17 protein-coding genes and 1 pseudogene are annotated in these 18,534 nt (G+C 69.0%); 8 read left to right on the forward strand and 10 right to left on the reverse strand.

Annotated features, from left to right (window positions below; all coding sequences use genetic code 11):
- Genes KBZ33_RS09305 through KBZ33_RS09325 form a run of 5 tightly spaced genes read left to right on the forward strand, consistent with a single transcriptional unit; the run spans nucleotide 1 to nucleotide 7,370 of the window.
- Nucleotides 1–1,515, forward strand: coding sequence for a GMC oxidoreductase (locus KBZ33_RS09305; protein ID WP_254952676.1), 1,515 nt, complete (start codon nucleotides 1–3; stop codon nucleotides 1,513–1,515).
- The gene (locus tag KBZ33_RS09310) at nucleotides 1,512–4,235 is read left to right on the forward strand and encodes an MGH1-like glycoside hydrolase domain-containing protein (protein WP_254952674.1); all 2,724 of its coding nucleotides are present in this window, start codon (nucleotides 1,512–1,514) and stop codon (nucleotides 4,233–4,235) included. The genes KBZ33_RS09305 and KBZ33_RS09310 overlap by 4 nt, the downstream gene beginning before the upstream one ends.
- Nucleotides 4,232–5,872 carry a GMC family oxidoreductase gene (locus KBZ33_RS09315; RefSeq protein ID WP_254952673.1) on the forward strand — a complete coding sequence of 547 codons (1,641 nt, stop codon included), beginning with the start codon at nucleotides 4,232–4,234 and terminating at the stop codon, nucleotides 5,870–5,872. Before KBZ33_RS09310 ends, KBZ33_RS09315 begins: the two co-directional genes overlap by 4 nt.
- A gap of 8 nt (nucleotides 5,873–5,880) precedes the next feature.
- Nucleotides 5,881–7,167, forward strand: a complete 1,287-nt coding sequence (locus tag KBZ33_RS09320) for an NHLP bacteriocin system secretion protein (RefSeq protein ID WP_254952672.1) — start codon at nucleotides 5,881–5,883, stop codon at nucleotides 7,165–7,167.
- On the forward strand, nucleotides 7,164–7,370 hold the full coding sequence (locus KBZ33_RS09325; RefSeq protein WP_254952671.1) for a hypothetical protein: 207 nt from the start codon (nucleotides 7,164–7,166) through the stop codon (nucleotides 7,368–7,370). The genes KBZ33_RS09320 and KBZ33_RS09325 overlap by 4 nt, the downstream gene beginning before the upstream one ends.
- Here the strand turns inward: KBZ33_RS09325 and KBZ33_RS09330 are convergent.
- Genes KBZ33_RS09330 through KBZ33_RS09355 form a run of 6 tightly spaced genes read right to left on the reverse strand, consistent with a single transcriptional unit; the run spans nucleotide 7,331 to nucleotide 11,811 of the window.
- Complete coding sequence (locus KBZ33_RS09330) at nucleotides 7,331–8,989, reverse strand: TolC family protein (RefSeq protein WP_254952669.1); 1,659 nt, start codon at nucleotides 8,987–8,989, stop codon at nucleotides 7,331–7,333. The two genes, KBZ33_RS09325 and KBZ33_RS09330, sit on opposite strands and share 40 nt — an antisense overlap.
- Nucleotides 8,986–9,225 carry a hypothetical protein gene (locus KBZ33_RS09335; RefSeq protein ID WP_254952668.1) on the reverse strand — a complete coding sequence of 80 codons (240 nt, stop codon included), beginning with the start codon at nucleotides 9,223–9,225 and terminating at the stop codon, nucleotides 8,986–8,988. Before KBZ33_RS09335 ends, KBZ33_RS09330 begins: the two co-directional genes overlap by 4 nt.
- A gap of 5 nt (nucleotides 9,226–9,230) precedes the next feature.
- Nucleotides 9,231–9,503 carry a hypothetical protein gene (locus tag KBZ33_RS09340; protein WP_254952666.1) on the reverse strand — a complete coding sequence of 91 codons (273 nt, stop codon included), beginning with the start codon at nucleotides 9,501–9,503 and terminating at the stop codon, nucleotides 9,231–9,233.
- Nucleotides 9,504–9,545: 42 nt separating this feature from the next.
- The gene (locus KBZ33_RS09345) at nucleotides 9,546–10,496 is read right to left on the reverse strand and encodes an RluA family pseudouridine synthase (protein ID WP_254952665.1); all 951 of its coding nucleotides are present in this window, start codon (nucleotides 10,494–10,496) and stop codon (nucleotides 9,546–9,548) included.
- Complete coding sequence (gene ylqF, locus KBZ33_RS09350) at nucleotides 10,496–11,428, reverse strand: ribosome biogenesis GTPase YlqF (RefSeq protein WP_254952664.1); 933 nt, start codon at nucleotides 11,426–11,428, stop codon at nucleotides 10,496–10,498. Before ylqF ends, KBZ33_RS09345 begins: the two co-directional genes overlap by 1 nt.
- The gene (locus KBZ33_RS09355) at nucleotides 11,428–11,811 is read right to left on the reverse strand and encodes a universal stress protein (protein WP_254952663.1); all 384 of its coding nucleotides are present in this window, start codon (nucleotides 11,809–11,811) and stop codon (nucleotides 11,428–11,430) included. Before KBZ33_RS09355 ends, ylqF begins: the two co-directional genes overlap by 1 nt.
- Nucleotides 11,812–11,951: 140 nt before the next feature.
- On the opposite strand from KBZ33_RS09355, the gene KBZ33_RS09360 reads away from it, so the two are divergent.
- The 3 genes and pseudogenes from KBZ33_RS09360 to pgk form a co-directional block, all read left to right on the forward strand.
- On the forward strand, nucleotides 11,952–13,157 hold the full coding sequence (locus tag KBZ33_RS09360; protein WP_254952662.1) for a phosphoglycerate kinase: 1,206 nt from the start codon (nucleotides 11,952–11,954) through the stop codon (nucleotides 13,155–13,157).
- Between the two features lie 142 nt (nucleotides 13,158–13,299).
- Nucleotides 13,300–14,538 (forward strand): hypothetical protein, encoded by a 1,239-nt coding sequence (locus KBZ33_RS09365; RefSeq protein ID WP_254952660.1) that lies wholly within the window; start codon nucleotides 13,300–13,302, stop codon nucleotides 14,536–14,538.
- A gap of 281 nt (nucleotides 14,539–14,819) precedes the next feature.
- Nucleotides 14,820–15,072 (forward strand): annotated as a pseudogene (gene pgk / locus KBZ33_RS09370) (phosphoglycerate kinase); the annotation flags it as partial.
- Nucleotides 15,073–15,081: 9 nt separating this feature from the next.
- Here the strand turns inward: pgk and KBZ33_RS09375 are convergent.
- The 4 genes from KBZ33_RS09375 to KBZ33_RS09390 all read right to left on the reverse strand — a co-directional run bounded on the left by KBZ33_RS09375 (nucleotide 15,082) and on the right by KBZ33_RS09390 (nucleotide 18,510).
- Nucleotides 15,082–15,489 carry a hypothetical protein gene (locus KBZ33_RS09375; protein WP_254952659.1) on the reverse strand — a complete coding sequence of 136 codons (408 nt, stop codon included), beginning with the start codon at nucleotides 15,487–15,489 and terminating at the stop codon, nucleotides 15,082–15,084.
- Nucleotides 15,490–15,608: 119 nt separating this feature from the next.
- On the reverse strand, nucleotides 15,609–17,012 hold the full coding sequence (locus KBZ33_RS09380; protein WP_254952658.1) for an ATP-binding protein: 1,404 nt from the start codon (nucleotides 17,010–17,012) through the stop codon (nucleotides 15,609–15,611).
- Nucleotides 16,990–17,715 carry a response regulator gene (locus KBZ33_RS09385; protein WP_254944886.1) on the reverse strand — a complete coding sequence of 242 codons (726 nt, stop codon included), beginning with the start codon at nucleotides 17,713–17,715 and terminating at the stop codon, nucleotides 16,990–16,992. Before KBZ33_RS09385 ends, KBZ33_RS09380 begins: the two co-directional genes overlap by 23 nt.
- A gap of 3 nt (nucleotides 17,716–17,718) precedes the next feature.
- Nucleotides 17,719–18,510, reverse strand: coding sequence for a hypothetical protein (locus KBZ33_RS09390; RefSeq protein ID WP_254952657.1), 792 nt, complete (start codon nucleotides 18,508–18,510; stop codon nucleotides 17,719–17,721).
- Nucleotides 18,511–18,534: the final 24 nt, after the last annotated feature.

The following is an 18,534-nucleotide window of genomic DNA, read 5'->3' on the forward strand; positions in this document are numbered from 1 at the left end:
ATGATCATCGACGACAACCATTACGACGTGATTCTGATCGGCAGCGGTGCCGGTGGCGGAACATTCGCCGCGGCCCTCGCCGATGCGGGCCACACGGTGTTACTGCTGGAGCGCGGTGGCGTGATGCCCCAGGCCGACCAGAACGTGGCCGAAGTGAGTCTGTTCCGCAAGCAGCGCTACCACCCCGAGGAGAAATGGTTCGGCACCGATGGGGATCCCTTCTCCCCCCAGGTGGTGCATGCCATCGGCGGCAACACCAAGATCTGGGGTGGCGTGCTCGAACGCATGCGCGAGCAGGAATTCATTGGCGTGCCGCTCCAGGAGGGGCCCTCGCCGGACTGGGAACTGCGTTACGACGACCTGGCTCCCTGGTATGAGCAGGCGGAGAAGCTCTATCACGTGCACGGCGTGGCTGGTGCCGATCCCACCGCCCCGGCCCGCGAGAGTGCCTATCCCGCGGCGCCACGGCCGGTGGAGCCGTTTCTGGTGGAGCTGCGTGCCGCCCTGGAGCGCCAGGGCCTGCATCCCTACGACCTACCCCTGAGCTGGTCCGACTCCGCCGTCGATCCCACCGGGGATGCCGAGCTGTTCGGCGTTGATCCGGTGCGCGCCTGCAGCGGCGTCACGGTCAAGGAGCATGCCCGGGTGATGCAACTGCATGTCAATCCGTCGGGGCGGGAGGTGCGCGGCGTCGAAGCGGAGATCGACAACCAGCGCTGGCTGTTCCGCGGCCACCAGGTGGTGTTGGCCGCCGGGGCCATCGGCACGCCGGAGATCCTGCTGCGCTCCGCCACCGACCACCATGCCCGCGGCCTGGCCAACGGCTCCGACCAGGTGGGCCGCAACCTGATGAAGCCCCAGCTCACCTCGATCCTGCAGCTGGCGGCCGCCCCCAACTCGGGCCGCTACGGCCGCGGCCATGGCATCACCGACTTCTACTGGGGTGACAAGAACGTCGACTTCCCCCTCGGCTCGATCCAGAGCGGTGGCGGGGTTCTCCAGGACGCCCTGTTCGCCGAATCTCCGCCGGTGCTCTCCCTGGTGACCCGCCTGCTGCCGGATTTCGGCCTTGAGCAGCTGGCCGCCCGCTCGATCACCTGGTGGGCGATGAGCGGCGTGCGGCCCGATCCCCACAACCGCCTCGCCCTGCGGGGCCAGCAGCTGCAGATCCACTACACCGCCAACAACCGGGAGGCCCACGACCGCCTCGTTTACCGCTGGATCGACAGCCTCAAGGCCGTGGAGGCCGACCCCCTGACGATGGTGGCCAAGGCCGCCCCCACCCACCCCCGCGGCGAGGCGCCCCTGCCGGTGATCGGCGGCGCCTGCGGCACCTGCCGCATGGGCTCGGATCCGGCCACCTCGGTGGTGGATCTGCAGGGCCGCAGCCACGAGGTGGCCAACCTCTGGATCGTCGATGCCAGCGTGCTGCCCTTCTGCCCGTCGGTGGGGGTGGGGCTCACGGTGATCGCCAACGCCCTGCGCATCGGCGCCGCCCTCAAGGCCTCCCTATGACGGCCAGCGTCCCCGGCCGCGCCGCGATTGACGCCATCACCCCGTCGGAAACCCGGCGCCTGGCCGAGCGCGACCACGGCCTCGCCCCCTGGAGCCTGTGGGGCAGCTACCTGAGCGAACGCCAGTGGGGCACGGTGCGCGAGGACTACTCCGCCGACGGGGACGCCTGGAGCTCCTTCCCCCACGACCACGCCCGCTCCCGCGTCTACCGCTGGGGCGAAGACGGCCTGCTGGGCCTTTGCGACGACCAGTGCCGCCTCTGTTTCTCGCTGGCCCTCTGGAACGGTGCCGATCCGATCCTCAAGGAACGGCCCTTCGGCCTGGGCAACCCCGAGGGCAACCACGGCGAGGATCTCAAGGACTACTTCTTCCATCTCGCCAACACCCCCACCCACAGCTTCATGCGGGGGCTGTACAAGTACCCGCAGCAGCAGTTCCCTTACCAGGAGCTGCTGGCCGAGAACGGCCGCCGCGGCCGCGATCAGCCCGAATACGAACTGGTCGACACGGGAATCTTCAACGAGAGCCGTTATTTCGATGTCGCCATCGACTACGCCAAGGCCGGACCTGAAGACCTGCTGATCCGCCTGCGGGTCAGCAACCGCGGCCCCGAATCAGCACCGCTCACCCTGTTGCCAACCCTGTGGCTGCGCAACACCTGGCGCTGGGGCTATCCCGATGAAGTCGAACACCAGATCTACCCAATCGCCGGCTCCGGAGACGCCGCCAGCGGCCCTGGGGTGGTCACCGATGGGATCCCCCATCTGGGGGTGTATCAGCTCGACTGCGAGGAGCCCGGCCGCTGGATCTTCACCGACAACGAAACCAACAGCGAGCGGCTCTGGGGCCAGCCCAACGCCACCGCTTTCCAGAAGGACGGCTTCCATCGCCATGTGGTCGACGGCGAAATCGGGGCGGTGAATCCGGCCCTGCAGGGCAGCAAGGCGGGCCGCTTGCTGCAGCGCACCCTGGCCGCCGGCGAGGAGTGGGTGGTGGAGCTGCGGCTGCACCGCGTCGACGGCCCCGCGCCGGCCCCTGCACTGGACGAGAACGCCATCGCGGCGATCTTCGCCGAGCGCGAACGGGAATGGCTCGAGTATTTCGAGCATCGCGTTCCCGGCCTGTCCGAAGACGACCGCCGCATCCACCTGGCCGGCACCGCCGGGCTGCTGTGGTGCAAGAAGTACTACGGCTGGAGCGTGATGCGCTGGCTCGAGGGCGACCCCACCGGCACGCCCCCACCGGCCCAGCGGCGTCACACCCAGAACGCCTACTGGCAACGGCTGCACGCCCACGACGTGATCTCGATGCCGGATTGCTGGGAGTACCCCTACTTCTGCCAGTGGGACCTGATGTTCCACTCCGTGGCCTTTGCGGTCTTCGATCCGGCGACCGCCAAGGAGCAGTGCATGCTGCTGCGCAAGCCCCACTACACCGCTCCCAACGCCCAGACCCCTGCCTACGAATGGGCCCTGTCCGATCCCAATCCGCCGATCGGCGCCTGGGCGGCGATGCGCATCTATCAGATTGATCGCAAGAACTCCGACACCGCCGACCTGGCCTTCCTGCGGGCGGCCCTGCGCAAGCTGATCCTGGAGTACGGCTGGTGGGCCAACCGCAACGACCGCTCCGGCGACAACGTCTTCGAGGGGGGCTTCCTGGGCCTCGACAACATCGCCGTGTTCGATCGGCGCTTCCCCCTGGCCGACGGCAGCATCATCGAGCAGTGCGACGGCACCGCCTGGATGGCCTCGCTCAGTCTCAATCTGCTGGAGATCGCCGTGGAGCTGAGCCGCGAAGAGCCGGAGTACGCCGACATCTGCGAGCGCTTCGTGGTGGATTTCGTGCAGCTGGCCATTGGCCTCAACAATCCTGCCGGCCGCGACTACCTCAACTGGGACGAGGAGGACGGTTTCTATTACGACGTGATCAAACGGCCCGACGGCAGCGTCGACTACCTGCGCACCCGCTCGCTCTCGGGCCTGGTGCCACTGCTGGCGGTGCAAAGCTTCGACATCGACACCGTGGCACGGTTACCGATGCTGGATGTCACCCGCACCCTGGCCTGGTTCACCCACGAGCGCACCACGCCCTCCTGGATGGTGCAGAACCTGGGGATCTGGCACAACGACCGGGTGCTGTTCACCTTGGTGCCCAGGGAGCGCCTACAGCGCATCTGCGAGCGGCTCTTCGACGAGGAGGAGTTTCTCTCGCCCTACGGCATCCGCTCCCTTTCCAAGGTGTACGAACAGCACCCCTACACCTACACCGAAGGCAGCGAAAGCCAGACCCTCACCTACAGCCCGGCCGACAGTCCGGTGGCGATGTTCGGGGGCAACTCCAACTGGCGCGGGCCGGTGTGGATGCCGATGAACTTCCTGCTGATCGAATCGCTGCAGAAGTTCGCCCACTTCTACGACAACAGCTTCAAGGTGGAGTTCCCCACCCGCTCGGGCCACTGGATCAGCCTCTGGGAGGCCTCCCTGGAGCTGGAGAAGCGGCTGGTGGATCTGTTCCGCCGCAACGGCGAAGGCCGCCGCCCCTTCAATGGCGGCGTGGAACTGTTCCAGAACGATCCCCACTGGCGTGATCTGATCCTGTTCAACGAGTACTTCCACGGCGACAATGGCCGTGGCGTCGGCGCCTCCCACCAGACCGGCTGGAGCGCCATGGTCTGCAAGATGCTCAATCAGCTCAACCGCTATACCCCCCCGTCATGAGCTCCCCGTCCCCCAGCGCACAGGTCGCCGGTCCGAGCCTGTACACCTCGCCCCTGCCGCAGCCGGCCCAGCGGCAGGTGAGCCATGGTGCCCACTTCGATGTGGTGATCATCGGCAGCGGCGCCGGTGGCGGCACCCTGGCCCGCCACCTGGCCCCCACGGGCCTGAAGGTGCTGGTGCTGGAGCGGGGCGACTGGCTGCCCCAGGAACCCCAGAACTGGGACGCCGAAGCGGTGTTCCAGCAGAACCGCTATGTGTCGAAGGATCCCTGGCTCGACAAGCACGGCAAGACGTTCCAGCCGGGCAGCCATTACTTCGTCGGCGGCGCCACCAAGATGTATGGCGCCGCCCATTTCCGCCTGCGCCAGCAGGACTTCGAGCAGCTTCCCCACTTCGATGGCACCTCGCCGGCCTGGCCCCTGCGCTACGCCGATTTCGAGCCCTGGTACCAGAGGGCCGAGGAGATGTACCACGTGCACGGCCAGCGCGGTGAGGACCCCACCGAGCCGCCCTGCAGCGGCCCCTACCCCCATCCGCCGGTGGCCCATGAGCCGCGGATGCAGAAGCTGGTCGACGACCTGCGCTCCGCCGGGCTGCACCCGTTTCATGCCCCCAGCGGCGTCCAGCTCGATGAGGCCAACATGGCCTTCAGCCGTTGCCGCAAGTGCAACTGCTGCGATGGTTTCCCCTGCCTGGTGCACGCCAAATCGGACGCGGAGGTGCTGGGCATGCGGCCGGCCCTGGCCTGCCCCAACGTGTCCCTGCTGACGCGGGCCCAGGTGAAGCGCCTGATCACCGATGAATCCGGCCGCACGGTGAAGGCGGTGGAGCTGGAGCGGGACGGTGAGCCGCTGACGGTCAGCGGCGATGTGGTGGTGGTGAGCTGTGGCGCCGCCAACAGCGCCCGGCTGCTGCTGGTTTCGGCCAACGACCGCCATCCCCGCGGCCTGGCCAACGGCTCGGACCAGGTGGGCCGCCACTACATGTTCCACAACAGCAAGGCGATGGTGGCCCTGGCCCATGAGCCGAACCACACCGTCTTCCAGAAGACGGTGTGCGTCAACGACTGGTACCTCGGCGATGCCGACTTCGACTACCCGATGGGCAACATCCAGATGACGGGCAAGACAAACGGCACGATCATGAAGGGCTACGCGCCACTGGAAACCTTCATGATGCCCGGCTGGAGCATGGACAAGATCGCCGAGCATGCCCTCGACTTCTGGCTCTCCAGCGAGGATCTTCCCGATCCGAACAACCGCGTCACCGTGACCGGCTCCGGCCAGATCCAGCTCAGCTACACCCCCAACAACCTCACCGCCTCGGCGCGCCTCGCCAGCCGGCTGGAAGGCCTGCTGGATCGCCTCTACCTGCGCAACCACCTGGTGGAGCGCCAGTTCTACATCGCCAACAGCATGGGCATCGCCGCCGTGGGGCACCAGGCCGGCACCTGCCGCTTCGGCAGCGATCCCGCCAGCTCGGTGCTCGACTTGAACTGCAAGGCCCACGAACTCGACAACCTCTACGTCGTCGATACCAGCTTCATGCCCACCATCGGCGCCGTGAACCCCTCCCTCACCGCCATCGCCAATGCCCTGCGGGTGGGCACCCACCTGGTGGAACGGCTGCGGGGCTGAGGCTGGCCATGGAAACGTCGGAGGACACCTCGGAGCGGCGAGTGCTGCTGGCCCTCGGCAGCGCCTGGGCCCTGACGGCCGGCTGGTTCCTGTTCTGGCCGGTGCCCACCGAGGTGATCGGCCGGGGGGTGGTGATCGTACCGGGGGGCGCCACGGTGATCGATGCCCGGGCCGAGGGCCAGATCCTCAGCCTGCCGGTGCGGGTGGGCGAGCGGGTGAGCCGGGGCCAGACCCTGCTGCGCCTCTACCTGCCCACCCTGGAGCAGCAACTGCGCCGTCAGGAGAAGGATCTGGCGGAGCTGATCCGCATCAACGCCGATCTCGACCGGCGCGACCAGGCGCGACTGGCCTCGGCCCGGCGGCTGCGGGACACGGCCCTGGCCCAGCTGCAGGGCAACCGCGAACGCCTCGATGCCCTGCGTCGCGTCTACGACCAGAAGGTGGCCGATTTCCGCCATCTCGCCCGCCGCGAGGTGGTGGCCCCCCTGGCCGGCGAGGTGGTGGCCAGTGAAGACCGGGCCATCCAGCTCGACAACGACGTCGCCGATCTCGGCATCCGGCAGCGGGAGGCGATCGATGCCTGGGAGACGGTGAAGCTGGGCATCGAGACCGAAGCCCAGCGGCGGCGCTTTGGCATCCATGACGCCCGCCGCGCCGTGGGGGTCACCCAGACCCGCCTGGGCTTCGACGGCAGCCTCAGCGCCACCCGGGATGGGCAGCTGCTGGATCTGCAGGTGGTGCGCGGCCAGACGGTGAAACCGGGCCAGCGCCTCGGTACCCTGGGAAGTCCCAAGGGTGGCCCTGAAGCTGGCGGCCAGGCCTTGCAGGCCGTGGCCTACTTCGCGCCGGCCGATGCCCGCCGCCTGCGCCCCGGCCTGGCCATGGAGGTGGTGCCGGACTGGAACGAGCGGGGCCGCTTCGGCGGCATCCGTGGTCGCGTCAGCAGCATCAACCTGCTGCCCGCCACCAGCGAAGACGTCAACACCACCATGGGCAACCCCCAGCTGGCGGAGGCCCTGGTGCGCCACGGACCGGTGCTGCGCACCGAGATCACCTTGCTGAGCGCGGGCGACACTGCCGGCTTCGATGGCTTCCGCTGGACCCTCAGCCGCGGCAGCAGCGTCTTTCCGATCCGCGAGGGGCTGACCCTCAAGGCCCACGGCTATGTCGAATGGCGGCCACCGGTCAGCTACCTGCTGCCGATGCTGCGCGACCTCACGGGCAGCTATCGCACCCTGCGCCAGCAGGAGCGCCAGGACCAGCCCCAACTCCAGCAGCGACAGGCCCTGCCATGACCCGCGAGCTGCCCTGGCTGGTGCTGGTGGCGGCCCTGCTGGTGGTGTTGCTGCATGCCAACGCCCCGGAAGTGTGGTTCTGGTTCGCGGCCCTGCTGCTGCTGCTGCTGTGGCGCACGTTCGCCTGGCGCCAGCGCCGCTGGCAGCGGCTCTGCGGCGGTGCTCAGGAGCCGCCCAGCACCAGCGGCAGCGCCACCGGCTGATCGGGCCGGTCAGGCACCGGCAGCAGCTCGCGCAGCAGCTGGGCATAGCTGACATTGGCCAGGGTGGTGGATTCGGCCACCCCCTCCATGGCGCCGGTGAGGGTGGCCACGGTGGTGGCCACGTCGCTGTAGTCGGCCAGTCCGAGCTGGTAACGGGCCCGCACATCGCGGAAGGCCTCCCGGGAGGCGCCGTACGAAGCGCGGGCCGCCACGATCTGGCGCAGGGCGGCCCGATGGTCGTAGAAGGCGGCCTCAAGGCGCTGACGGATGGCGTTGCGCTCGCGGGCCAGGCTCTGGTCGGTGCGCGCCGCGGCGCTGCGGCTGGCGGCCACGGCGCCGGCCGTGACGCCGCCATCGAAGAAGCGCCAGTGCAGCTGCAGACCCGCGGCCCAGTCGGAGCGCTGGTTGAACAGCTGGGGAATGAGGGCCGAGCTGCAGCAGCCATCCAAGCGGATCACCGGCTGGGTGATCAGCCCCTGGCCGTAGCCACCGGAGGCCACCAGCCGCAGGCTGGGCAGCAGTTCGGCAGCGCGGCGATCGGCCTGGCGCAGCAGGGCGTCGCGGGCGGCCTGCAGGGCCCGCAGCTGGGGGTTGTCGCGCCAGCCGCGCACGATCGTCTGCTCCAGATCGAGGGGCCAGGGGGGCTGCAACCGCACCGTCTCGCTGGCCCGCAGGCTGACATCGAAGGGCACGTTGATCAGGTTACTGAGCTGGCGCTGACGGCTGAGCTGCAGGGCCTCGGCCTGCTCCAGGCGATAGAGGCTCTGCTGCAGGGCGGCCTCGGCCCGGAGCCGATCCAGCCGCGGCACCAGACCCGCCTGCTGGAGCGCCGCCACCTGGTCGCGCACCACCGTGTCGCTGTCGGCAACGGCCCGGCGGATGCGCTGCAGCTGGTCGGCGAGCTGCAGCCCGTAGTAGGCGACGCTCACATCCAGCTGCAGCTGGCGCAACCGGTCGGCGTAGCGCTGGCGGGAGGCCCTGAGGCCGTCGTCGGCCTCGGCGATGCTGGCGGTGCGGTTAGGGCTGATCAGCTCCCAGCCCAGTTCCATGCGGGCGGCGGCCGCACCGACGTTGGTCTGCACCACATTCCAGCCCTGGGGCCTGACCAGAAACGGGGAGTCCGCCGGATAGATGCCGTCATTGGCGGCCCAGACCTGGCTGTAGGAGCGCTGCTGGCGGAAGCCACCGGCCAGGTTCAGACCCAGCTCCGGCCACCTGCGTCCCCGGGCCGAGCCGGCCAGGTCCTGCTGCTCGCGCACGCCGAGCACGGCGGCGGCGAGATCGGGGTCGTTGCGCACGGCCACCGCCAGGGCCTCGGCCAGGCTGAGCCGCTGGCGCCGCTCGATCCGCACCGCCTCGGGAGCCTCCGGCAGGGCCGTGGCGGCCGGGGCCGGCAGGTCGGGCACCTCTGCCGGTCCGGCACCGTCGGCCTCCGGCGCCGCCGGCAGCAGGCTGCGGTCGAGCCGTTCGAGATCCTGCTGGAACCCCTGGAGGCTGCGCAGCAGCGCCGGGGATGGGGGCGGCAGGCGGCGCGACTGGGCCCGGGCCGGGGCCATCGCTGCCACCACGGCCAGCGCCAGGGCCGGGGCCAGCCAGCGGTGGGCGTGGCGCCGGATCATGGCTGCCGGGGGCCCGGGGTTGGCGCCGCGTCCTTGGTGGAGGAGGCCTGCATCAGGTCGTGGAGGCCCAGGCTGGTGCGGGCCAGGCAGCCGATCGAGAAGCAGATGGCGGCGCTGCCGAACAGGCCCAGCTGCGCTTCCCGGGTTTCGCCCTCGAGGCGGGTCATGGCCAGCAGCACCACCCCGGCGGCCAACCAGGGCAGGGTGACAACCATCCCAAGCTGGGAACGGGTCATCGCCATCAACGCAGACCCAGCTCCTGGCGCAGCTGCAACTCCAGCTGGCGCACGGCGTTGAAACGCGCCATGGCCCACGAGAGCTTGCAGACACAGCCGATCGAGAAGCAGATCGCCGCGTTGCCGAACAGGCCCCAGGCGTGGCTGTGCAGGTTGAAATCCTCGGCCAGCAAGAGCCGCAGCGCCAGGATCACCAGCAGGCCGGCCACCACCCAGGGGCCGTACACCCAGCCGACGAAGAACTGATCAACGAACAGCCGACGCGGCGACGGGGCCATGACACCGGGATCCGGGACTTCAAGTTTGCCGGAGCGACGCCCTCAGGTCGACCGCCGCCGCAGGGCCAGCAGCAGCGTCTCGAACACCTCCGGCAGGGGCGCCTCGCACACCAGCCGCTCGCCACTGATCGGGTGGTCGAGGGCCAGCCGCACCGCGTGCAGGGCCTGGCCGCTGAGGGCCACCGGCAGCTTGCGGCAGCGGCCGTAGGTGGCATCGCCCACGATCGGATGGCCGGTGTGGGCGCAGTGCACCCGGATCTGGTGGGTGCGGCCCGTGTCGAGCTTGAAGCGCAGCAGGGCGTAATCGCCCAGGGGTTCGACCAGGCGCCAGTGGGTGCAGGCATGGCGGCCGGTGCTGTCGGAGACCACGGCGTACTTCTTGCGATCGACCGGATGGCGGCCGATGGCCCCCACGATCGTGCCGCTGTCGGCCGCTGGCTGGCCATGCACCACCGCCAGGTACTCCCGCGAGGCGATGCGCTTCTGGATCTGCACCTGCAGCTTCACCAGCGCCTCCTGGCTCTTGGCGACGACGATGCAGCCGGTGGTGTCCTTGTCGAGGCGGTGCACGATGCCCGGCCGCATCTCGCCGCCGATGCCCGGCAGGTCGGGGCAGTGGTGCAGCAGGCCGTTCACCAGGGTGCCGTCCTTGTTGCCGGGGGCCGGATGGACCGTGAGCCCAGCGGGCTTGTTGAGCACGATCAGGTGGGCGTCCTCGAACAGCACGTCCAGCACCATCGGCTGGGCCACCAGATAGGGCAGAGGCTCCGGCGGCGGCATCCACAGCTCCACGCTGTCGTCGGTGCGCAGGGGCGTCTTGGCCTGGCCGGTGACGCCGTTGACCCGCACATAACCCGCCTCGATGAACTTCTGGATGCGGGCACGGCTCTGCTCGGGCCGCTGGGACACCAGCCAGCGGTCGAGCCGCATCGGCAGCGGCTTCGGGTAGTGAAGCGTCAGCAACTCCCCTTCGCCTTCGCCGAACGCGCCCATCAGCTGGAGGGCGGCTCCTGGGCAGGCCGCTCGGGGGCCGGCAACTCCAGGGAGATCGGCCCCAGCAGCGAGCGGCGGAAATCATCGAGCAGGCGCTGGGCCATGCGGGCCGTGTCGCCACTGGTGTGGCGGGCTGCGCTGGCACTGAGCCAGGCGGTGGCGTCCGGAGCCCCGGGGGGCATGGCCACCCCGTAACGCCGCTCCAGCAGCCCCGGCGCCACGCCCGCGGCCGCCACCGGCTCCAGCTGCACGAGCAAACGCAGGAAAGCCAGGGCCACCGCTTCGCCGTCGTAGGAGGCCTGGCCGATGTCGTCGCAGAGGGCCAGCCGCAGCCCGGCCAGCTGGTCATCGAGGCGGGGGGGCAGTACACCGGGGGCGTCGAGCAGATCCAGGTCCTGGCCCAGCCGCACCCAGCGCAGGCTGCGGGTGACGCCGGCCCGGCGGGCACTCTCCACCACCTTCTGGCGCACCAGCCGGTTGATCAGGGCCGACTTGCCCACGTTGGGGAAGCCCAGCATCAGGGCCCGCACGGGGCGCGGCTTCATGCCGCGGCCAGCCCGGCGGGCGTTGAGCTGCTCCCCGGCACGAATCGCCGCCTGCTGCAGCTGCTTGACGCCGGTGCCCACCTTGGCGTCGCACCACCACGGCACCTCACCCCGCTGGCGGAACCAGCCGTCCCAGGCCAGACGGGCCGCAGGGCTGACCATGTCGCGGCGATTGATCACCAGCAGGTGCTGCTTGCCCCGGATCCACCGCTGCAGCCGCGGGTGGCCCGTGGCCAGGGGGATGCGGGCATCGCGCACTTCGATGACCAGATCCACCTTCTCGAGGTTGGCGCTGAGGGCCTTCTCCGCCTTGGCGATGTGGCCCGGGTACCACTGGATCGGAGGTGCGGCCGTACTCAGGCGGACGGTGTCGCCGACGTCCGGCATCAGGGCACCACCAGCACCGGACAGGGCGCCAGCTGCAGCACCCGGGCGGCGGTGCTTTGGTGGTCGCCCTCCAGGGTGATGCCCCGGGTGCCCATGACGATCACGTCGGCGTTGATCTCATCGGCCACGTCACCGATCACGAAGGCCGGCTTTCCCTCCCGCTCGAGCACCTCACAGGCCACACCGGCCTGGGTGAAGCTGACGCGGGCCTGCTCCAGCAGCCTGGCCACATCGGCCGGATCATGCATCACGCCTTCTTCAGCCTCCACCACCGACAGCAGCACGATGCGGCTGCCGTGGCGCTGGGCGAGCTGCAGGGCGACGGCCGCCGTTTCCGTCGTCTGGCGGCTCTGGTCGATGGGGAACAGGACGGTGTCGAACATGGCGGTAGGCCTAGCCCCCTTGTCCTAGCGCCGACCGTTGCGGCCGCCAGGGACGGGGGGTGGGAAGAACCGAATCGCGGCGGCGGCGAACCGGGAGGGGCCGGGGGCTAATCTCCCCCCGCCTTTCCTTACACGTAACCGTGGCGAAGCGATCCCTCTCCAGCCTCAGCGCCGATGATCTCCGCGGCAAGCGGGTGCTGGTGCGGGTCGACTTCAACGTACCCCTCGACGACGCTGGCGCCATCACCGATGACACCCGCATCCGGGCGGCCCTGCCGACCGTGCGCCACCTGATCGACCACGGCGCCAGGGTGCTGCTGGCGGCCCACTTCGGCCGGCCCAAGGGCCAGGTGAATGACGCCATGCGCCTCACCCCGGTGGCGGCCCGTCTCAGCGAGCTGCTGGGCCAAGCGGTGGTCAAGACCGACAGCTGCATCGGCCCCGACGCCGAGGCCAAGGTGGCCGCCATGGCTGATGGCGATGTGGTGCTGCTTGAGAACGTGCGCTTTTTCGCTGAGGAGGAGAAGAACGACGCCGGCTTCGCCGCAAAGCTGGCCGCCCTGGCCGACATCTACGTGAACGATGCCTTCGGCGCCGCCCACCGGGCCCACGCCTCCACCGAGGGGGTCACCAACTACCTGAGCCCCAGCGTGGCCGGGTTCCTGATGGAGAAGGAGCTGCAGTACCTGCAGGGCGCCATCGATGAGCCCAAGCGCCCCCTGGCCGCCATCGTGGGCGGCTCCAAGGTGAGCAGCAAGATCGGCGTGCTCGAGTCGCTGATCGACAAGTGCGACAAGGTGCTGATCGGCGGCGGCATGATCTTCACCTTCTACAAGGCCCGTGGGCTGGCGGTGGGCAAGAGCCTGGTGGAGGAGGACAAGCTCGAGCTTGCCAAGGAACTGGAAGCCAAGGCGGCCGCCAAGGGCGTCCAGCTGCTGCTGCCCACCGATGTGGTGCTGGCCGACAACTTCGCCCCCGACGCCAACAGCCAGACCACGGCGATCGACGCCATCCCCGACGGCTGGATGGGCCTCGACATCGGCCCCGATTCGGTCAAGGCCTTCCAGGTTGCCCTCGCCGACTGCAAGACCGTGATCTGGAACGGCCCCATGGGCGTGTTCGAGTTCGACGCCTTCGCCGCCGGCACCAACGCCATCGCCCACACCCTGGCCGAGCTCAGCGGCAAGGGCTGCTGCACGATCATCGGCGGCGGTGACTCCGTGGCCGCCGTGGAGAAGGTGGGCGTGGCCGAGACGATGAGCCACATCTCCACCGGCGGCGGCGCCAGCCTCGAGCTGCTGGAAGGCAAGGTGCTGCCCGGCGTGGCCGCCCTCGACGAGGCCTGATCAGCGCGCCTCCTGGCGAGGCCCCGAACCCAACACGATGGTTTTGTGGTAACTTAGAATTGGGTTGGCATAAATTCATCCCTTCTCAAGAAGTTACGGTCAACCTCGGGGCCTAAACATCATGGAAAATGAGCTCGTAACCATGGAGCTGGAGATCGGTGAAGCTGCATTGGAGCAGAATGTTACTGGCATAGATTCTGCTCCCGTATTCGAGACCCAGATCTACTCACTGTTTGTTCATACTATTATTGCCGAACCAACAGAATGGGTCTTATATCCGTGGCCCGGCGATGATGGGCTCATTGTGGAGTGGAACCAAGGGGATGGGCTCGACTCCATCCCTACAGACGGTCTCAGCTACGAAGCTGACTTGTCGGCCGTCGAGAGCAACTGGATCGATGTCGATGACGAGATACCGATCGATATCACCTGGCCCATTAAGGACCAGGCCTTCGACTCCGGCGATCCGGAGACATGTCCATTGCCCGAACCATTGATTTGCGAACTCGGGACTGATCCCATTGTTGCTGTTGCTGAAACAACAGTAACCGCGATGATGGAGGACCCGGAATTGGCGACCACAACATCTGGAACCCTCGAGCCTCAGATTTATTACTCATATTATTCAATGGTTTCGATTCTCGCTCCATTCATTGAGGTTCAAGTCTCTCCTTGGCCCAGCGAAGATGGGGCCATCGCGGATCAGACCCCTAACTCCAGCGAGCCGGAGTCAGGTCCATTGTCCGATCCCTTGATCGGCGAATCTGCGACCGATGACTTGGTCCGGTCCGACTGGCCACTCCCCTATATGCGCAGCGTCACCGCATCCCCGGAGAACCTCCGAAGCACCGACGCGGGGGTCGCGCAGCTGCCGATCGGTCCGGATCTGGTTGCATCACCTTCTGCCATGGCCGCGCTTCCAGACCCAGCACCAGCTACGGCTACGTCAGCTGGAATCAGCAGCGAGGCACCCGTGCCGCAACCTGGAGTCGATCAGATCACTGGCAGATTGGCTGACGCCCAACCGGGCGCAGGCCAAGAAGTGGGGCGCAACCTGGCTGCCGAACCTGCTCCGGAGATCACCCCTGCCCCAGATGACTACATGACACCTCGGGGTAGGAGCTTCCAATTCGCCCTCGAGTCCCAAGCGCTCTTGGCGACTCCCCGCCGGCAAGAGTCCGGCGAAGCGGTGGGAACAACCTCGGAGTGGGGAGCTGCAGAGGGCACAAAGGTCACGGCCCCAGCGTCAACCCGGTCCATCCTCTTGCCAATGTCGATGACAGGATCCTCCGTGCGAAATCCCATGGAGGCGGGCTGGGGCACCGAGGGCCTTTTAGCCCCCCTGATTGCCGATCTGGTCCCCGACCTTTTCATGATTTAAGCGTTCGCTGAAAAGCCCGGTCGTCGATTGAGGAGCGGATCCGGGCGACCCTCCGCTCAGGCGGATCCTGAAGCTGGCGGATCAAGCCTTCGATTGACTCACTGAAGGCGCGGCCTGGCAGTCGATGCGTTCTTCCAACATGCAGGTGCTCAGGGCCGCGTGGGTGCTGGCGGCCAGCACACCACTCTCCCCTTCTGGAGGATGGCGATGCGGCCCCCTTGCTCGTTAACGGCAGGGCCTTCATGCCCGGGAAATTCTTCTCCCTGTTGGGCCGGAGTGAGCCGGTCTCCTTCACTGGCTCGACCATCAGCCCCGATTCGGCGAAAGCCTTCCAGGACGCCCTGGCCGAGCTCAGCGGCAAGGGCTGTTGCACGATCACGGTGGCGGTGATTCGGTGGGAGTGACTCCGTGGCCGCCGTGGAGAAGGTGGGTGTGGCCGAGACGATGAGCCACATCTCCACCGGCGGCGGCGCCAGCCTCGAGCTGCTGGAAGGCAAGGTGCTGCCCGGCGTGGCCGCCCTCGACGAGGCCTGAAGCCCGGCCTCAGTTGGCCCGTGGGGTGCCGGGCCGGCCCTCACCCCATGTCCCCTTGCGGTCGCCCTTGCCCCACTGGGGCATGGCGATGCCGTTGCGTTCGAACAGCGCCTTCATCGACGCCCGATTCTGTTGGCGCTGGCGCTGACTGGCTTCGCGCTGCTGCTTCATGCAGGCGCGCAGGGCTTCGCTGCTGCCGGCGGCCGACAGGCAGCGCTCGCCGCTCTGGAGGATGGCGATGCGGGCCCGCTGGTCGCTGATCGCCAGGCGCTTCTGGTCCGGAAAGATCTTCTGCATCTGGGCGGGCGTGGGCCGTCCGGCGTCGGAGGGGCTGCCCTGGGCCATGGCGACACCGGTGGAAACGAGGACCGCCGCAAGAACGGCGATGCGCAGGGGCTGAAGCAGGTTGGCAGGCATGGGAGGAACAGTCATCAACGATTCCATCGTGACCAGAAGGTGTGACGGGAATCGGACTGGCTGAGCGCCACCTGTGACCGGATGCAACTAGGGATCCCAAAGAAGCTGGAAGGCCCCCCTCACACCCCCGGCAAGGGCCAGGCCCGCAGCGCCACGGCGAAGCGCCCCGGCGACGAATCGGCAGCGGCAGTCGCCTCCAGCCGCCGCAAGTCACCGCCATGGTCGCGGGCCACCTTGGCGGCGATGGCCAGGCCCAGGCCGCAGTGCCCCTCGCCGCCGCGGGCCTGATCGAGCCGCTGGAAGGGCGTCATGGCCTTCAGCCACTGCTCCCGGTCGATGCCTTCACCACAGTCCCAGACCTGGATCTCGAAACCGCTCTCCACGGATCCGGCCTCGCCATGGACCCGCATCGCCCCGTCGCCCGGGCCAAGGGGCCGCAGCACCAGCCGCAGGGGCGGCCGGCCGTAGGTGAGGGCGTTGTCGAGCAGGTTGCCCACCGCCCGCGCCAGCGCAATCGGGCGCACCCGCCGCACCAGGGGCTCCAGATCCAGCTCCAGGGGCACCTCCCCCACCGCCGCTGCCGACTCCGCCACCAGGGCATCGAGCGGCACGAGCACGGGACTCTCCCCGGCTTCAGCCCCGGCGAAGATCATGAACTGGCGGGTGATCCGCTCGATCGAGCGGATGTCGGCCTGGGCCCGCTCCAGCTCCTGGGGCGCCATCGGGCCCTCGGCGGCAAGGGCGAGGCGCAACCGCAGCCGGGTCAGGGGACTGCGCAGGTCGTGGGCGATGCCGGCCAGCATCGTGGTGCGCTCCCGGCCGGAATCCTCCAGCCGCAGCAACATGGCGTTGAACCTGGCCATCAGCTGTCGCACCGCCGGGGCGCCCTGGTCCGGCAGGGCCTCGGGCAGGGCTTCCAGGCCCACGTCGGCCAGGGCCTCCTGCAGGCGGGTCAGGGGCCGCTGGATCTCCAGCGTCAGGAACAGCAGCAGGGCCCCGAGCGCGCCCAGCCCGATCGACAAGGACAGCAACAAGGGATCGGGCGGCCAGCCGCGCGGTGAAGGCAAAGAAACGAACAGCCACACCGGCTCGAGGGGGGAAGCCATCTCCACCCACACCCCCCGCCGCGGGGAGGAGGCCGGCTGGACCGCCGGACAACGGCCCAGCCGGCGGCACAGCTCCGCCTGCAGCCGCTCGGCCTGCCAGCGCAGCCGCCGGTCCCCCCGGCCCACCCACCTCGCCGCTGCCGCCGGCTCCGGCCGGCGGCCCACCACCAGCTGCATGCCGCTGATCTGGCCGAGCACCTCCGGGCTGAAGCGTTCCAGGGCCACCTCCCCCAGCACGAGGTTCGAGGCCACCTCCGAGCCCGTCTGAATCAGCAGCTGCTGGGCCAGGCGCCGACCCAGCAGCAGGTGCAGCAGCAGCAGGCTGAGGGCGGCCGCGCCCGTGCCAGCCAGCAGGTATCCCACTGTGCGCACCAGCGACGGCCGCCAGAAGCGATCAGGACTGGCGGGGCTTGCCATCGGGGACGAAGACGTAGCCATAGCCCCAGACCGTCTGCACATAGCGGGGCCGGGCCGGCTCCGGTTCGATCAGCCGCCGCAACCGTGAGACCTGCACGTCCATGCTGCGACTGTCGGTGTCGCTGCCCGGGCCCCGGGCCAGTTCGATCAGCCGCTCCCGTGACAGGGGCCGGTGGGGGTGCTGTACGAAGGCCGCCAGCAGGGCGAACTCGCCGCCGGTGATCGTCAGCGCCTCCCCCTGGCGCTCCAGGGTGCGCGCCGCCAGATCCACCTCGAGATCGCCGAAGCCGATCCGGGCCCCATCGGGCTGGGGCAATCCGCCGGGGAGAGTGCCGCGGCGACGCAGCACCGCCTCGATCCGGGCGGTCAGCTCCCGCGGCAGGAACGGCTTGGCCAGGTAGTCGTCGGCCCCCTGCTCGAGGCCGATGATCCGATCCACGGCATCGGCCCGGGCCGTCAGCATCAGCACCGGCAGGTCGTCGTCCCCGTCCCGCAGGCGCCGCAGCAAGGTGAGGCCGTCGTCGCCGGGCAGCATCAGGTCGAGCACCAGCAGATCAGGACGCTGGCCCTCCAGCCGGGCCATCAGCTGGGCGCCGTCGCCCATGCAGCGGACCTCGTAGCCCTGGTCCCCCAGGTAGGTGGACAGGAGATGGCGCAGATCCGGATCGTCATCCACCACCCAGATCCGATGCGGTCGGCCCATGGTTCAGGGCTCGAGCGATTGGCGATCGGCGACAACGCGCACCCGCTTGGTGGCGCTGACGATGCCGTCGGGATGCACCAGCAGCACGGCCCAGGTCTGGGAACCGGGGGCGAGGGGGGCCTGCACGATCTTGAACAGCCCGCCGCCACCGAGGGCACCGAGCTCCATGCTCGGGCTGGCCATCGTGGACTGCTGCTGGGGGGTGATGGCCGCAATGCCCCCAGCGGAGAGGGCACCGTCGAGCGGATCGTCGAAGATCACGTCGACGTCGTAGCGCTGGCCGGTCAGCACCGCGTCGGGGATCAGCAGGCTCACCGGCAGGGGCCTATCACCGCTGCGCAGCAACGACCGCTCCCGCAGCACCGTCTGGCCATTGATGCGGGTGCCATCGCTCTGCAGGGCCAGCTGCTGCTCCGCCTCCAGCCGGTAGGTGGTGCCGCCCTGGCGCCGGGTGCCATCCACCCGAAGGGTCACGGTGGGCTGGCCATTCCGCATCAGGGTGCCGCTGCGCAGCTGCCAGCGGGCATCGGGAAACTGCTGCCGCAGCAAGCGGCGGCGGTTTTCGAGCTGGGCGGGATCCAGCCCAGGCCCCGCCTGCAGCAGGCCGGCCAGGGCCGTGTCGGAGTTGCTGTTAAGGGCGCTTTCGAGGGCCTGCAGCTGGGCGGGCGAGGGGGGGGCCGCCAGGGCGGGGGCCACACCAGTGCCGGCCAGCACGATGGTCGCCAGCAGAGCGCCCAGCCGCTGCGACGACCGAACCGGGGGGAGGGGGGCGTTCAGCGGGCGGGACGGGGCCATGGAGAGGGAGGGAACCGGGGCGGC

The organism is Cyanobium sp. Cruz-8D1, from assembly GCF_024345975.1.
GTDB lineage: Bacteria > Cyanobacteriota > Cyanobacteriia > PCC-6307 > Cyanobiaceae > Cyanobium.

Coding starts and splice junctions, on each gene's coding strand:
- KBZ33_RS09305 (WP_254952676.1), top strand. CDS start 1: ATGATCATCGACGACAACCATTACGACGTGATTCTGATCGGCAGCGGT.
- KBZ33_RS09310 (WP_254952674.1), top strand. CDS start 1,512: ATGACGGCCAGCGTCCCCGGCCGCGCCGCGATTGACGCCATCACCCCG.
- KBZ33_RS09315 (WP_254952673.1), top strand. CDS start 4,232: ATGAGCTCCCCGTCCCCCAGCGCACAGGTCGCCGGTCCGAGCCTGTAC.
- KBZ33_RS09320 (WP_254952672.1), top strand. CDS start 5,881: ATGGAAACGTCGGAGGACACCTCGGAGCGGCGAGTGCTGCTGGCCCTC.
- KBZ33_RS09325 (WP_254952671.1), top strand. CDS start 7,164: ATGACCCGCGAGCTGCCCTGGCTGGTGCTGGTGGCGGCCCTGCTGGTG.
- KBZ33_RS09330 (WP_254952669.1), bottom strand. CDS start 8,989: ATGATCCGGCGCCACGCCCACCGCTGGCTGGCCCCGGCCCTGGCGCTG.
- KBZ33_RS09335 (WP_254952668.1), bottom strand. CDS start 9,225: ATGACCCGTTCCCAGCTTGGGATGGTTGTCACCCTGCCCTGGTTGGCC.
- KBZ33_RS09340 (WP_254952666.1), bottom strand. CDS start 9,503: ATGGCCCCGTCGCCGCGTCGGCTGTTCGTTGATCAGTTCTTCGTCGGC.
- KBZ33_RS09345 (WP_254952665.1), bottom strand. CDS start 10,496: ATGGGCGCGTTCGGCGAAGGCGAAGGGGAGTTGCTGACGCTTCACTAC.
- ylqF (WP_254952664.1), bottom strand. CDS start 11,428: ATGCCGGACGTCGGCGACACCGTCCGCCTGAGTACGGCCGCACCTCCG.
- KBZ33_RS09355 (WP_254952663.1), bottom strand. CDS start 11,811: ATGTTCGACACCGTCCTGTTCCCCATCGACCAGAGCCGCCAGACGACG.
- KBZ33_RS09365 (WP_254952660.1), top strand. CDS start 13,300: ATGGAGCTGGAGATCGGTGAAGCTGCATTGGAGCAGAATGTTACTGGC.
- KBZ33_RS09375 (WP_254952659.1), bottom strand. CDS start 15,489: ATGCCTGCCAACCTGCTTCAGCCCCTGCGCATCGCCGTTCTTGCGGCG.
- KBZ33_RS09380 (WP_254952658.1), bottom strand. CDS start 17,012: ATGGCAAGCCCCGCCAGTCCTGATCGCTTCTGGCGGCCGTCGCTGGTG.
- KBZ33_RS09385 (WP_254944886.1), bottom strand. CDS start 17,715: ATGGGCCGACCGCATCGGATCTGGGTGGTGGATGACGATCCGGATCTG.
- KBZ33_RS09390 (WP_254952657.1), bottom strand. CDS start 18,510: ATGGCCCCGTCCCGCCCGCTGAACGCCCCCCTCCCCCCGGTTCGGTCG.